Genomic DNA, 15371 nt, shown 5'->3' with positions numbered 1-15371 from the left:
CGGCCGCCCCGCAGGACCCGGATTTCCCATCCGGGCAGGTCGCAGGCTAGAGTTCTTCTTGTTCGCGGCGCCGCCCGGGAAACCGGCGGACAGCGCGACACGGGGCTATAGCTCAGTTGGTAGAGCGCCTGCATGGCATGCAGGAGGTCAGGAGTTCAATTCTCCTTAGCTCCACAGTTCGGATGATCCCGTCTGCGGAACGCCGGCCGATGGCCGGTGGACCGTGGGCGGGATTCTCTGTTTGTGCCGCGGACGTCACGAGGGTGGCCGCCTCCCGGCGCCGGCGTGCGGGCGCGGTGCGCGCGACATGCGAAGTGGGTAGAAGGACGGCGTGGCGGGTGCGGGGGCGGCCCCCTGCGGCGGTCCTGACTCCGTGTGAGGGGCGTGGCAGAATCGGACGGCGGCCGCCGGCAGGGGAGGAGAGGACGAGCGATGCCCAGGAGCGTCCCCGGGGCGGTCGGCCCCCTGCCCGGTGCAGCGGTGCCCGCACGCGACCTCACCGGCGGTCCCGCCCCGGCGATCCCGCGTCACGCAGCGGGCCGGGACCGGAGCGGCGGGGGAGAGACCTTGGCCATGACGGTCGGTGCGCTGACGGCGTGCGGCCACACCGGGAGCTGATCATGGGTGCCCACAGCCGGAAGTGCGACTGGTGCGGCAGCGGCACGCCCATCGTCCGCGACATGGAGCCCCTCAACCCCGAGTACCAGTACTGGTGCGAGGAATGCGCCCGGGCGCTCATCATCGTCGGCGACCCCATCGAGACCTACCGGGAACTCGACGGCGAACCCATCTACGGCCGGCTGCTGGAGGAGCACTGCACCCTCAAGCGCTTCTACTCCTTCGCAAGCGCCTGATCCTCCCCGTGCGCTGACCCGTTGTCAGCCGACCGACCCGGCCCGTGCCGCGGCCCCGGTCCGCGCCTGCGGGCCGGCGGCCGCTGCCCGTCCGGTGCCGGCCCGCAGCCGCACCGCCGCCATGGCCAGGAAGCCCAGTCCGGCCAGCGGATAGACGTCGGAGAGCAGCAGTTGGACGGGGCCCTGGTGCAACTCCTGGTGCGCGTGCCAGCGGTGCGGCACCCACCACAGGGCGAACGAGCACAGCGCCAGCGCCAGCCCGGCGCCCGCCGCCCACCAGCGCCGTCCCGCCGCCCGCCGCCACCCGCCCGCGTGCCGGGCCTGCGCGGCCGCCACCACGACCATCGGCGCCCCCCACACCCAGTGGTGCGACCACGAGATGGGGCTCACCAGCAGGGCCGTCACGGCGCAGGTCACCGTCGCCCAGGCGGCGTCCGGGCCGGGGCCGCCGGAGCGGTCTGCCCGCAGCGCGGTCGCGGTGGCCAGCCAGAGGCCGAGCGCGGCCACCACCACCGCCGCCACACTCCACACCGGGCCGGGCTGGGGGGTGTGGAGGAGGCGGGCGAAGGCGCCGTGGAGGGACTGGTCCGCGGTGATCTCGATGTCGCCGACGCGGTCCGTGGCGAAGACCACCTCGGTCCAGAAGCGGCGCGAGTCGTGCGGCAGCAGGGCCGCCCCCACGCCCACGGTCGCCAGGAACGTGACCGTCGCGGTGCAGGCCCGCCGCAGCCAGGGGTTCCAGGCCTCGCGCAGCCCCGTTCCCGAGCGCAGCGCCGTCACCGCCCTGGCCACCCCGACGAGGGCGAACCAGACGACGAAGAGGGCCGGTGTCAGCTTCACGCCCGCGGCGATCCCGGTCCCCACGCCCGCCAGCCGGCTCCCCGGCCGCCGCCGCACGTCCCACAGCACCAGCGCTGCCAGCAGCAGGTTGATCTGGCCGTAGCGCAGCGTCGTCCACACCGGCTCGCACCACACCGCCCCCGCCGACACCGCCAGGGTGACCGCCCAGTGGGCCGCCGGGCGACGCGGACCGGCCGCCTCGCCGCGCGGTGCGGCCGGGCGCAGCAGGGCGAGGCTCTGGTGCACCACGGCCACCAGCAGCAGGAGGTTGCCGGCGGTGGCCAGCGTCCGCATCGGCGCCACCCCGACGAGGGTGAGCGGGGTGAACAGCAGCGCGGCGAAGGGCGGGTAGGTGTTCTGCAGGTGTGCGGAGGTCGCCACCATGTCGTACAGGTCCCCGCCGGACCGGGCCGTGCCCCCCTCGGCGCGGTAGACCATCAGGTCCACCATCGTCACGTGCGCCAGCCGTTGGGCCACCCAGAACGCGGTGAAGGACAGCAGACACCCCGCGGCGGCGCCGAGGAGGGCGCGCGGACGCCGGACCCGGTGGGCCCGGCCGTGGGACTCGACGGAAGGCTGCGGCTCCAGCGCGGTCACGGCGGATGCTCCTGGGGGACGGGCCGGCGGTGGGGCTGCGGCGGGACGGGGTGCGGCCGGGAGGCCAGGGGACAACGGTAGAAGAAAGCGGACACGAGGGACCGGCAGGGGCCCGCCCGGCAACCCGCGTCGCCAGGGATCGTGGACGGCGGCCACCGGAGCCGGGGAACCGATTTGGCAGACCACCGGTGGGGGCGTGTAATGTTGTCGATGTCGCCGCGGGGGAAACCCGGCGGAAGCCCGGAGTCATCCTCCGGAACCGACACTCGGGGCTATAGCTCAGTTGGTAGAGCGCCTGCATGGCATGCAGGAGGTCAGGAGTTCAATTCTCCTTAGCTCCACACTTTCCAGTGAGGGCCGTCCGTAGCGGACGGCCCTCACCGCTGTGTGCGACGGGCCCCTCGGCCCGCCTCGCGGCCTCCGGCAGGTGAGCGGACCGCCCGCCGCCGCTGGTCCGGCCCGTGCCGCCTCCCCGGGGCGGCCCCGGGGCAGGTGCCCGCACGGCCGGGAGCACCGGGAGGCCGGCCCGCCGCATCGCCCCGGGCCGCAGGGCGCAGGTCCGCCGGGGTGTGGTGGCTTCGGCGCCCCGGCTCCTCCTCGTCGCCGGCGTACCCCCGTCCGCAGTCGGGTGTTCCCGCCGGGTCGGGAGGCCGGGGCCTTTCGTGAGGCGTCCACCGGTCCGGTGTCCACCGTCGAACAGGCCCGCGGCCACCTTTACTTGGTGCTTTCTTGGTGAACGCATGCCCCTGACATGAACAGATGATCGAAAGAGTGGCGCCCCACGTGTGTCTCCGCGCACGGACCTCGCTCGCGGCCCACCGCCGCCGCGACACGTCACATCGCAGGGGGTTCCATGAGAACTAGCCGCTCCAGAGCGCGCCTCACGCGCACCGGCCTGGCCTGGGCGGCGGCGCTGCCGCTGGTCGCCGGCACGCTCGCGCTCGGCGCACCCGCCGCCGAGGCCGCCGGCGGCCACAGCCGTCACGCCCTCCAGGGCACCAAGCCGCTGTGGGCCACCAAGGCCGCCGACCGCGGTGCCACCGCCGGCTCCGAGGACGTCACCGCCCGGGTCTACCTCGCGGGCCGTGACGCCCATGGCCTCGCCGCCTACGCCAAGGCGGTCTCCGACCCGCAGTCCGACTCCTACGGGCGGTACCTGACGCCCGCCCAGGTCCGTGCGCGCTACGGCGCGACCGAGCAGCAGACCGCCCAGGTGGTCGCCTGGCTCCGCAGCGCCGGCCTGAAGGTCACCCGCACCACCGACCACTACGTCGGTGTCAGCGGCGACGTCACGGCTGCCGAGAAGGCCTTCGCCACCGACCTGCACGACTACCGCAAGGGCAGCCACACCTACCATGCCCCCGCCGCCGCGGCCTCCGTTCCGGACTCCGTCAAGAACGCCGTCCTGACGGTCTCGGGCCTGGACAACGCCCCGCGCATGTCGCGGCACGACTCCCAGCTCCCGCCGCCGGGGCCGGTGTTCAAGAACGCGGGCCCGCTGTCCGCGTACCACGGCCAGAAGGTCGCCGAGGACCTCCCGTCGGCGTACGGCCAGAAGCAGCCCTACGCGGTCAAGGGCTACACAGGAGCGCAGCTGCGGGCCGCCTACGGCGCGAAGAAGTACACCGGCAAGGGCGTCACCGTCGCCATCACCGACGCCTACGCCTCGCCGACCATAGCCAAGGACGCCAGGCGGTACGCCAACCGCAACGGCGACCAGCCCTACCGCGCCGGGCAGCTCACCCAGGTCGTCCCCAAGAAGTACTCCAGCATCGAGGAGTGCGACGCGGCCGGCTGGTACGGCGAGGAGACCCTCGACGTCGAGGCCGTGCACGCCGTCGCGCCCGACTCCGACATCGTCTACGTCGGCGGGGCCTCCTGCAACGACAGCGACCTGCTGGACTCCCTGGGCAAGGTCGTCGACGGCCACCTCGCCGACATCGTCTCCAACTCCTGGGGCGACGTGGAGGCCAACGAGACCCCGGACGTCGCCGCCGCCTACGACCAGATCTTCCAGCAGGGCGCCGTCGAGGGCATCGGCTTCTACTTCTCCTCCGGTGACGACGGCGACAACGTCGCCTCGACCGGCACCAAGCAGGTCGACACCCCCGCCAACTCCGCCTGGGTGACCGCCGTGGGCGGCACCGCCCTCGCCGTCGGCAAGGGCGACACCTACCAGTGGGAGACCGGCTGGGGCACCGAGAAGTCCTCGCTGTCCAAGAACGGCAAGAACTGGAAGGACTTCCCCGGCGCCTTCACCAGCGGCGCCGGTGGCGGCACCAGCAGCTCCGTCGCCCAGCCGTACTACCAGCGCGGCGTGGTCCCCGACGGGCTCGCCACCGCGAACGGCGGCGCCGCCATGCGCACCGTGCCGGACATCGCCGCGGTCGCCGACCCCAACACCGGCTTCCTCGTCGGCCAGACCCAGACCCAGGCCGACGGCACCCTCGGCTACAGCGAGTACCGCATCGGCGGCACCTCGCTCGCCGCACCCGTCATCGCCGGCGTCCAGGCGCTGGCCACCCAGGCACGGCACGGCGTCGCCATCGGCTTCGCCAACCCCGGCATCTACCAGCGCTACGGCACCGGTGCGTACCACGACGTCACCGACCACCCGCTGGGCGCCGGCAAGGGCCTGGCCGTGGTCCGCGTCGACTACGCCAACAGCGTCGACGACAGCGAGGGCCTGCTGACCTCGCTGCGCACCCTCGGCACCGACAGCTCCCTGTCGGCGACCGTCGGCTACGACGACGTGACCGGCGTCGGCTCGCCCTCGTCCCAGTACGTCACCAGCTACAAACCGTGACCGGTGGGTGACCCGGTCACCCACCCCTCGCGATGCGGCGGTCGGCCGGCCCGGACGGGGACGGCCGGCCGCCGCGCCGCGTTCCGGCCACGGTGGGCGGGCCTCCCGGCGGCGGCCCGTCGCGGCCCTGCGGTAGTCTGACCCCATGCGTGCCGTACGCCTTCTGCTTAGCGGGCCGCGCTGACGAGCACCGACCGACGGCCCGTGTCCCCAAGGGCACACACGCCCCAAGGGCACACACGCCGGCCGTCACTGTCGGAGTCAGCGCGGCGTCCCCTCCTGTGCGAGGGGATTTTTTGTTTCCACCGCGGCACCGCGAGCCCTCCCGGACCCCGGCCCGGGAGGTCGCCGCACCTGGTGGGAGCAGCCAGCCAGGAACGTGCCGGGGCCCGCAGGCAGAGACGACCGATGGAGCTTTGAGGACGATGAGCGAGACGACTCCGGCTGCCGAGACGGCAGCGCCCCACCGCTACACGGCCGCGCTGGCCGCCGAGATCGAGGAGCGCTGGCAGCGCACCTGGGACGCCGAGGGCACGTACGAGGCGCCCAACCCGGCAGGCGACCTCGCCGGCCCGCCCGAGACGGTGGCCCGCCCCAAGAAGTTCATCATGGACATGTTCCCGTACCCCTCCGGTGCGGGCATCCACGTCGGCCACCCGCTGGGCTACATCGCCACCGACGTCTACGCCCGGCACCTGCGGATGACCGGCAACAACGTCCTGCACACCCTCGGCTTCGACGCCTTCGGACTGCCCGCGGAGCAGTACGCCGTGCAGACCGGCACGCACCCGCGCGTCTCCACCGAGGCCAACATCACCAGCATGCGGCGCCAGCTGCGCCGCCTGGGCCTGGGCCACGACCAGCGCCGGTCGATCGAGACGATCGACCCCGACTACTACAAGTGGACCCAGTGGATCTTCCGGGAGATCTTCAACTCCTGGTACGACCCCGAGGCCCGCGCCGCCCGGCCCATCGACACCCTCGTCGCCCAGTTCGCCGCCGGCGAGCGACCCACGCCCGACGGCCGCCCCTGGCAGGACCTGACCCCGCTGGAGCGCGCCGAGGTCCTGGGCCGGTACCGCCTGGCCTACGCCTCCGACGCGCCCGTGAACTGGTGCCCCGGGCTGGGCACGGTCCTGGCCAACGAGGAGGTCACCGCCGAGGGCCGCTCCGAGCGCGGCAACTACCCCGTCTTCAAGGCGAAGCTGCGCCAGTGGAACATGCGCATCACCGCCTACGCCGACCGCCTGCTCTCGGACCTGGACGGCCTGGACTGGCCCGAGGCCATCAAGCTCCAGCAGCGCAACTGGATCGGCCGCTCCGAGGGCGCCAAGGTCCACTTCCCCGTGGGCGACGGGCAGCACATCACGGTCTTCACCACCCGCCACGACACCCTGTTCGGCGCCACCTACATGGTGCTGGCGCCCGAGCACGAACTGGTCTCCGGCAGCGAGGACGGCAGCGTCCGCTCCATCGTCCCCGACGCCTGGCCCGAGGGCACCCGCGAGGCCTGGACCGGCGGGCACGCCACCCCGGCCGACGCCGTCGCCGCCTACCGCAAGCAGGCCGCCACCAAGTCCGACGTCGAGCGGCAGGCCGAGGCCAAGGACAAGACGGGCGTCTTCACCGGCGCCTTCGCCACCAACCCCGTCAACGGCGAACGCGTCCCCGTCTTCATCGCCGACTACGTCCTGATGGGCTACGGCACCGGCGCGATCATGGCGGTGCCCGCGCACGACAGCCGCGACTTCGCCTTCGCGCGCGCCTTCGAACTGCCCATGCGCTGCGTCGTCGAACCCACCGACGACAACCGCGGCACCGACCCGGCCTCCTGGGACCAGGCGTTCTCGGCGAGCGACGGCCTGATCATCAACTCCGACAGCACCGACGTCTCCCTCGACGGCCTGACGGTCGCCGACGCCAAGGCGAAGATCGCGCTGTGGCTGGCCGACACCGGCAAGGGCGAGGGCACCGTCAACTACCGGCTGCGCGACTGGCTGTTCAGCCGCCAGCGGTACTGGGGCGAGCCCTTCCCCATCGTCTACGACGAGGACGGCGTGGCCCACGCGCTGCCCGACTCGATGCTGCCGGTGGAGCTGCCCGAGGTCACCAGCGCCGAGGGCTACACCCCGCGCACCTTCGACCCGGACGACGCCGACACCCAGCCCGAGACGCCGCTGTCCCGCAACGAGGACTGGGTCAACGTCACCCTGGACCTGGGCGACGGCCCCAGGAAGTACCGCCGCGAGACCAACACCATGCCCAACTGGGCCGGCTCCTGCTGGTACGAGCTGCGCTACCTGGACCCGAACAACGACCAGCGTCTGGTCGACCCCGCCAACGAGCGCTACTGGATGGGCCCCGACCAGGACCGCCCGCACGGCGGCGTCGACCTGTACATCGGCGGCGCCGAGCACGCCGTGCTGCACCTGCTGTACGCCCGCTTCTGGTCCAAGGTCCTCCACGACCTGGGGTACGTCTCCTCCAACGAGCCCTTCCACCGGCTCTACAACCAGGGCATGATCCAGGCGTTCGTCTACCGCGACAGCCGCGGCATCCCGGTCCCCGCGGCCGAGGTCGAGGAGCGCGACGGCGCCTACTGGTACGGCGGCGAGAAGGTCAGCCGCGTCCTGGGCAAGATGGGCAAGTCCCTGAAGAACGCCGTCACCCCGGACGAGATCTGCGCCGAGTACGGCGCCGACACGCTGCGCCTGTACGAGATGGCGATGGGCCCCCTGGACGTCTCCCGGCCCTGGGACCCCCGCGCCGTCGTCGGCCAGTACCGGCTCCTGCAGCGCCTGTGGCGCAACATCGTCGACGAGTCCACCGGCGAGGTCACCGTCGTGGACACCGAGCCCGACGAGGACACCCTGCGCGCCCTGCACAAGGCGATCGACGGGACGGGCGCGGACCTGGCGGGGCTGCGCTTCAACACCGCCATCGCCAAGATCACCGAGCTCAACAACCACCTGACCAAGGCCGGCGGTGCCCTGCCGCGCAGCGTCGCCGAGCGCCTGGTGCTGCTCATCGCGCCGCTGGCACCCCACGTCGCCGAGGAGCTGTGGCGCCGCCTGGGCCACACCGACTCCGTCGTCCACCAGGACTTCCCCGTCGCCGACCTGGCGTACGTCGTCGACGAGACGGTGACCTGCGTGGTCCAGATCAAGGGGAAGGTGCGGGCCCGTCTGGAGGTGTCCCCCGCGATCACCGAGGCGGAACTGGAGACGACGGCGCTCTCGCACGAGGCGGTCGTGGCCGCACTGGGCGGCGCGGAGATCCGGAAGGTCATCGTCCGGGCCCCCAAGCTGGTCAACATCGTCCCCGCGTGAGACCGCGGCAAAGCGGCCCGCCCCGGCGGGCCGCCCTCCGCACGGCGGCCTGAGGCGACCCGGGCCGGGCAGCACTGCCCGGGCCCGGGTTTTCCACTACGGGGACGATGGGGGACGCGCCGGAACCATCGAGCACCCTCGCGGGTTTACCGTGGAGAAGGTGTGCGGTGGTCCTGCGGGCCCCGCCCGGTCCGGGCGTCGGCCCGGAGGGCGTGGCGGCAGGGTGCCGTGCGCGCCCCCACCGGCCGCACGACCTCGACGGGAGAGCCCATGGAGACCGTTCTTGCGATCGTCGCCCTGCTCTTCCTCCTCTTCGTGGTCACCGCCGCGGTCGCCACGGTGAAGGTGGCCAAGGTCGCCAAGCGCAGCGTCGACCGCACCGTCGGCCAGGCCCGGCGCAGCGTCGAGGAGTCCACGCTCCGGGCCCGACGCCTCACCCAGCCCGGCGTCTCCGGTGAGCTCGCCGGCCTGCGACTCAGGCTCCGCACCAGCATGCGCGCGACCCAGGACGCCCTGCGCGGCGCCGCCGGCGCCGACTCCTCGCTGAGCGAGGCGCTGGGCCTCTTCGAACGGCTCAGCGACCACGGCCACACCCTTGACGACGAACTGCGCCGCCTGGAGCGCGAACCCGACCGGACGAGAGTGCAGACGCTCCTGCCGGAGCTGCGGGAGCGCACCGACCGCATCGTGACGTCCGCCGACTCCCTGCGATGGGCCGCGCGCGACCGGGCCCGCACCCTGGCCGAGGACGACCTCGCCGCGCTCGGCGCCCAGATCGACGTGGAAGCGGGTGCGCTGCGCGACTGGCACATCCGCGGCAGCGGCCCGCTGGGAACCGAGCCCGGCACCGCAGGAGACGGTGCCACGACCCCACGCCCCGGCGCCGGACCGACCGGACCGGGTGCCGGCGTGCGAGACGCGGCGAAGGACGAAGCGGGTGGCGCAGGGGAGGACGCGGTGGCGGACGGCCGCAGCGGGACCTCCGGCCCGCCCGCCGGCGGTCCGCGGGCGCTCGGACCGCGGGAGAGGACGGCTCCCACCGCTCCGTGGCAGAAGGCCCCGCGGCCCGACAAGGCCTACTGAGAGGCCGGCACCGGACCTGCTGAGAGACCGGCACCGAACCTGCCTCAGGCACGGGAAAGCCTGCTGAGGCGCCGGTGCCGCCGGGGGCAGCGGTCCCGGGTGGCGGCTCGGGAACGCGGGGGAGCGGGGCGGTGCCGGGGCCGGAGAGTTCTTGATCACGAAAGCGGAACCTCTGATGACCCCACCCGGTCGCCCCGACTAACCTCCCAGTCATGTCCCGCCATGTCGCGATCGTCACCGATTCCACGGCCTACCTTCCGCCGGCGACGCTGGAACGGCACCGCATCACCGTGGTGCCGCTGACCGTCGTCCTGGAGGACCGCGCCTGGGAGGAGGGCACCGAGATCTCCGCGCGGTCCCTCGCGGAGGCGCTGGCGCACCGCAGGCCGGTGACCACGTCCCGGCCCGGCCCCGAGACGTTCGCGGCGGCCTACCGCCGTGTCGCGGCGTCTGGGGCCGAGAGCATCGTCTCCCTCCACCTCTCCTCGGAGGTCTCCGGCACCCACGACGCCGCCGTCCTGGGAGCGCGGGAGGCGCCGGTCCCCGTCCACGTGGTCGACACCGGCATGGTGGCCATGGCGCTGGGCTTCTGCGCCCTGGCCGCAGCGGAGGCCGTCGCGGCGGGGCGCGACACGGACGAGATCGTCGCCGCAGCCCGCGCCCGGGCGGAGCGGACCTCGGCCTTCTTCTACGTCGACACCCTCGACTACCTCCGGCGCGGCGGACGCATCGGCGCAGCCCACGCCCTCATCGGGTCGGCACTCGCGGTCAAACCGCTGTTGCGCCTCGCCGACGGCCGGATCGAGCCCCTGGAGAAGGTACGGACGGCCTCCCGCGCCATCGCACGCCTGGAGGAGATCGCCGTCGAGGGCGCGGCTGCGGGGCGGCGGGGAGAGGAGCGGGTGGACATCGCCGTACACCACCTGGCGGCCGAGGACCGGGCCGAGGCACTCGCGGACCGGTTGCGCCACCGCGTACCGGGCCTGGGAGACCTGCACCTGAGCGAAGTCGGCGCGGTCATCGGCGCGCACACCGGACCGGGACTGCTGGGAGTGGTCGTCTCGCCCCGGTGAGCCTTCCCAGGATCGGACGGTCGCGGTGGTTCCGTGGCGGCGGTGCTGCAATGCCACTCCAAGGAGTGGCGGTTTTATCCACAACTCCCCTGTTGTGCACAGATTCTGAGGCCTGCGCCCGGCGCCCTGCCCCGCGCCCTACCGTCGTGGACATGGACCTCTCCTCACTCTCCGTGCCCCACCGTGCCTCCGCCGCCTCCTCCGTCCCCGCCGAACTGCCCCGCGCGCAAAGGGGCGGTGCGGAAGTCCGCCGACCTGCCCGGTGTCGCCCCTCGGCGGGCCGGACCGCCATGGCTGCCGCACTTCACTCCCGCGCCCAGGCCCTCCTGACGACCGGCGACCGTCCCCAGGCCGCCCGGCCCGGCGCCGCGCCGCCACGCTTCCTCGCCTCCGAGTGGTCCGGCCCGCCCCGCCGCACCACCGCACCCGAACCGACGGACGTCTGCGAGGCGAGCGGTCCGCAAGCGCCGACGTCGTCTCCTGCCGGCAAGTTCCCCGAGTCCTCACTCGCCCCCCAGCCGTCGGCGATGCCGGCCCCCGCGGACGCGGACGCCGGTTCACGGGCAGGGGGACCGGGTGCGGCGGGACTGACGTGGACGTCCTGGCCCATGCCCGCGACCGCGCCCGTTCCACTCGCGGTGCCTTCCCCCGCGTTGCCTTCCCCCGCGGTACCTTCCCCCGTGGCGCCTCCCGAGGCCGGCGCTGCCGACTCCACCGGCCCCGGAAAGCCCCCGGCCGCCCTCCCCGGCGCAGGCGGGGAGCGCGCTCGCCGGGCGCTCGACCGGCTCGCCCCCACGTGGACGAGGCTTCCCCTGTGGGTGCAGGCCCGGTGCGGTCTCAGCCGTCGTGCGCTGGCGGCCCTGCTCACGGTCTTCGCCGTGGGACTCGGCCTGGCGGTCGTCCACTTCGGGGCCGCCGCCCCGAAAGAAGTGCCTCCCGCCACGCTGGTCACCCCGGCAGCCGTGTCCCAGAGGTCCACCGCGCCGCCCACCACCGGCACCGGCCGGGCCGCACAGCCCAGGGGAACGCTTGTCGTCGACGTCGCCGGACGGGTGCGGGACCCCGGGGTGCGACACCTGCCCGCAGGTGCCCGCGTCGCCGACGCACTCAGGGCAGCCGGCGGGACCCTCAAAGGAGCCAACACCGACAACCTCAACCGCGCCCGGCTCCTCGTCGACGGCGAGCAGATCCTCGTCGCCGGTCCCGGCACAGCGGCTGGGCCCGCCGCGCCGAGTGTGACCGAGGGGACCGTCGGCAAGGGGCCCGGCCCTGCCCTCGCGGGAGCGCCACCGGCATCCGCCGGCGGTGCGGCTGGGGCGGCCGTCGTGCACCTGAACACGGCCACCCCGCAGGAGTTGGAGACGCTGCCCGGGGTGGGCCCGGTGCTGGCACAGCACATCGTCGAATACCGCACGCAGCACGGCGGCTTCACCTCCGTCAGCCAGCTCCGCGACGTCAACGGCATCGGCGACCGGCGGTTCAGCGACCTCCGCCCCCGGGTGCAGCCATGACCCCGCCCTCCCCTCACCCCGCCTCCTCCCGCCCCCGCGCCACCCAGCAGGCTCCACGCCGGGTGACCGCTCCCCCCACGCCCACCCCCACGCAGGTGACCACCCCTCCCGGCACCGTCCCTCCCAACACCGTCCCTCCCGGCACCGCCCGCCCCGCGCCGGCCCCGGCCGACCCCGCGGGCCGGAGCGGCACCGTCGCTTCCCTGGCCACCTCACGCGACCTGCGGCTGGTCGGTCCCGCGCTCGCCGCGTGGGGGGCCGCAGCGGTCGGCCTGCACGCCGACTCGAACGCTGTGCTCGCCGGTGCCCTGGCCGCGGTGTGCGTCGCCGGCCTGGTCCTGTGGGCGGCGTGGCGACAGCGGCCGAGGACGACGGTCGGCACGACTACGACCGACCCGCCGGCGGACTCCACCCGGCGCGGCAAGGCCCACTTCGCCCTGGCGGCCGTCCTCCTGGCCGGCGCCGTCGGTGCCGCGACCGCCACCCTGCACGCCGCCGACCTGCGCCGCGGTCCCCTCCCCCAACTGGCACGCCAGCGCGCTGACGCCGTCGTCGACCTCGAAGTGACCGGAGACCCGGAGCTCACCCGAGCACGGGCCTCCGGCGCCCGCCGCGGTCCCACGCTGGTGCGTCTCACCGGCGACGCCACCGCCGTGCACCCCGCAGGACGTCCCGCGGTCACGACGCACACCCCCGTGCTCGTCCTCGTCCCCGTCGACGAGCCGACCCGGGCGAGCTCGGGGCCCGGCTACACGAGCCCGAAGCGACCGGTCGGGGGCAACAGGCCCCCGCCGGGGGCGCAGGGCACCAGCACCAGGGCGTGGCTCTCCCTGCTCCCCTCCACCCGGCTGCGTGTCACCGCCCGAGTCACCGAACCCCTGCCCGGTGGCGTCCCGACCGCCGCCGTGCTGCGGGTGACCGCCACCGGACCGCCGCACCAGACCGCCCCCGCCGGCCTCACGCAACGTCTCGCCGGCACGCTCCGCGCCGGCCTGCGCGACGCCACCGACGGCTTGGGCCCGGACCCCCGCGGGTTGTTGCCCGGCCTGGTGGTGGGTGACACCTCACGGGTACCGGCCGATCTGGAGGAGGCGTTCCGCGCCACCGACCTCACCCACCTGCTGGCGGTCTCCGGCAGCAACCTCTCCATCCTGCTGGCGCTCCTCATCGGCCCACCCCACCTCGCCGGCCGCGCCGAACGCCGCGGGCTCGCACCGCGGTTGGGCCTGCCCCTGCGCACCACGGCGTTCGCCGGGGGAATGCTGGTGGCCGGGTTCGTGGTGGTGTGCCGTCCCGAGCCGAGTGTCCTGCGGGCCGCTGCCTGCGGACTGATCACCCTGCTCGCCCTGGCCACCGGCCGCCGCCGCGCACTGGTGCCGGCGCTCGCAGCCGCCGTCCTCCTCCTCGTCCTCGTCGACCCCTGGCTCGCCGGAAACTACGGCTTCGCGCTCTCCGTCCTCGCCACGGGGGCCCTGCTGCTCGTCTCGCCCGGCTGGGCGGAACACCTGCGGCGACGAGGTGTGCCCCCACGACTGGCTGAGGCACTGGCTGCAACGGCGGCTGCCCAACTGGTCTGCGCCCCACTCGTGGTCGTCATCGCCGGTCGTGTCAGCCTCCTCGCCGTCCCGTGCAACCTGCTGGCGGAGGTCGCCGTGATCCCGGCCACCGTCCTCGGCTTCGCCTGTCTGGCGACCGCCTCCTGGGCACCGCTGCCGGCCGCCGTCCTCGCGTGGGTCGCTGCCTGGCCGGTCCGGTGGATCGCCTTGGTGGCGCGCACCGGGGCGAGCGCGCCCGGCGCCGGTTTCGCGTGGCCGGGCGGGGCATGGGGTGGTCTGCTGCTCCTGCTCTGCCTCCCGGTGGTCGTGCTGGTGGGGCGAGCCTTGCTCCGGCGGACCTGGCTCTGCGCGGTCGTGGTGGTCTGCCTGGTGCTCTTCGTCCTCCGGCCCCTTCCACTCGCCCGGCTCGTCGTGGGCTGGCCGCCTCCCGACTGGCGGATGGTGGCCTGTGACGTCGGGCAGGGTGACGGCCTGGTCCTGGCGACGGGCGGCGACAGCGCCGTGGTCGTCGACACCGGGCCGGACCCCGGAGCCATCGACGGTTGCCTGCGCGACTTGGGGGTGCGGCGCATCCCCCTGCTCCTCCTGACGCATTTCCACGCCGACCACGTCGACGGCCTGCCGGGGGTGCTGCACGGTCGCGCCGTAGGCGTGGTGGAGACGACGGGGCTGGGAACCCCGCCGGGGCAGGCAGCCTTCGTCCGCCGCGAGGTGTCACGGGCCCACGTCCCGCTGGTCCAGGCCTCGATGGGGGAGCGTCGGCGGGTCGGGCCGGTCTCCTGGGAGGTGTTGTGGCCGCAACCGCCTCCTGGCGACCCCACGACCGTGCCACCGGCCGTGGAAGGCGGTACTCCTGCCGACCCCGGCGCGACACCTGACCCCGGGGAGGACGTCAATCCGAACGACACCAGTGTGGCACTGCTCGTCCGCACCTCGGGCCTGACGCTGGCATTGCTCGGCGACCTCGAACCGGCCACCCAGGAGGCGCTGTTGGCGGCACATCCGGACCTGCCGCGCGTCGACGTGGTCAAGGTGGCCCACCACGGTTCGGCGCACCAGTCCCCGCAACTGCTGGCCCGGCTCGCGCCGAGGCTTGCCCTCATCTCCTGTGGGACGGGCAATCCCTACGGGCACCCCGCCCCCGTCACCCTGGCGATGCTGCGTGCCGTGGGCGCCACGGTGCTGCGCACGGACACCTCGGGCAGTATCGCGGTGACCGGCGTCCACGGGCGACCGGCCACCGTCGTCCGGGGCAGGGGCCGTCTGCGGGGCCGGGACGGCCGGGGCTCCCGCGGGCCGGGCACGCCTGCGCGCCGCAGCCGCTCGGCCGCACGCCGGCTGTCACGACGCGGCCCGGGGAAGCGCCGCCCCCGACTGTCGGCGGCGCACCCGCCAACCTGAACAGCGGCTGGCGGAGGGGCGGAGGGGGCAGGGTGGGGGAGGGGGGAGGGGGCCCAGGAAGAAGAGGAACACCCATCCCGCTCCCCCGACCAGCCACCACTGCCCGACCAGCTCACCACTCCAACCAGCCGGCACACCCCGACCAGCTCAGCGCCCCGACCAGCCGGCACACCCCGATCAGCTCACGACCCCAACCAGCCGGCACACCCCGACCAGCTCAACGCCCCGACCAGCCGGCACACCCCAACCAGCTCACGACCCCAACCCAAGCTCAGCGCCCCGACCAGCCGGCACACCCCGACCAGTCCGCACACCCCACCC

Annotated in this window: 8 protein-coding genes and 2 tRNA genes; 9 read left to right on the top strand and 1 reads right to left on the bottom strand. The window is 74.1% G+C overall.

Annotated elements, in window-relative coordinates; translation table 11 throughout:
• Positions 1 to 101 precede the first annotated feature (101 nt).
• A tRNA-Ala gene (locus tag ACFV3R_RS03080) sits at positions 102 to 174 on the top strand.
• Positions 175 to 620: 446 nt separating this feature from the next.
• Positions 621 to 854, top strand: a complete 234-nt coding sequence (locus ACFV3R_RS03075; RefSeq protein ID WP_385574466.1) for a hypothetical protein — start codon at positions 621 to 623, stop codon at positions 852 to 854.
• A 24-nt stretch (positions 855 to 878) separates the two neighbouring features.
• Here ACFV3R_RS03075 and ACFV3R_RS03070 read toward each other — a convergent pair whose 3' ends face one another.
• Positions 879 to 2291: a glycosyltransferase 87 family protein gene (locus ACFV3R_RS03070; RefSeq protein WP_385574463.1), complete on the bottom strand. Its 1413-nt coding sequence runs from the start codon at positions 2289 to 2291 to the stop codon at positions 879 to 881.
• Positions 2292 to 2559: 268 nt separating this feature from the next.
• Between ACFV3R_RS03070 and ACFV3R_RS03065 the strand changes: the two genes are divergently transcribed.
• The 7 genes from ACFV3R_RS03065 (at position 2560) to ACFV3R_RS03035 (ending at position 15050) form a co-directional block, all read left to right on the top strand.
• Positions 2560 to 2632 (top strand) — tRNA-Ala (locus ACFV3R_RS03065).
• A 512-nt stretch (positions 2633 to 3144) separates the two neighbouring features.
• Positions 3145 to 5097, top strand: a complete 1953-nt coding sequence (locus ACFV3R_RS03060; RefSeq protein ID WP_385574460.1) for a protease pro-enzyme activation domain-containing protein — start codon at positions 3145 to 3147, stop codon at positions 5095 to 5097.
• A gap of 425 nt (positions 5098 to 5522) precedes the next feature.
• A complete protein-coding gene (locus tag ACFV3R_RS03055) occupies positions 5523 to 8426 on the top strand; it encodes a leucine--tRNA ligase (protein WP_385574457.1) in 2904 nt (967 codons plus the stop codon).
• Positions 8427 to 8696: 270 nt separating this feature from the next.
• Positions 8697 to 9509 (top strand): hypothetical protein, encoded by an 813-nt coding sequence (locus ACFV3R_RS03050; RefSeq protein ID WP_385574453.1) that lies wholly within the window; start codon positions 8697 to 8699, stop codon positions 9507 to 9509.
• 212 nt (positions 9510 to 9721) lie between these two features.
• On the top strand, positions 9722 to 10582 hold the full coding sequence (locus ACFV3R_RS03045) for a DegV family protein (protein WP_385574450.1): 861 nt from the start codon (positions 9722 to 9724) through the stop codon (positions 10580 to 10582).
• Positions 10583 to 11262: 680 nt separating this feature from the next.
• On the top strand, positions 11263 to 12093 hold the full coding sequence (locus ACFV3R_RS03040) for a helix-hairpin-helix domain-containing protein (protein WP_385574447.1): 831 nt from the start codon (positions 11263 to 11265) through the stop codon (positions 12091 to 12093).
• A gap of 95 nt (positions 12094 to 12188) precedes the next feature.
• On the top strand, positions 12189 to 15050 hold the full coding sequence (locus tag ACFV3R_RS03035) for a ComEC/Rec2 family competence protein (protein WP_385574444.1): 2862 nt from the start codon (positions 12189 to 12191) through the stop codon (positions 15048 to 15050).
• The last annotated feature ends 321 nt before the right edge of the window (positions 15051 to 15371 follow it).

It is taken from the genome of Streptomyces sp. NPDC059740, from assembly GCF_042733155.1.
Taxonomy (GTDB): domain Bacteria; phylum Actinomycetota; class Actinomycetes; order Streptomycetales; family Streptomycetaceae; genus Streptomyces.
Note: the sequence above shows the minus strand (reverse complement) of the source record. Positions and strands in the feature narration are given on the sequence as shown.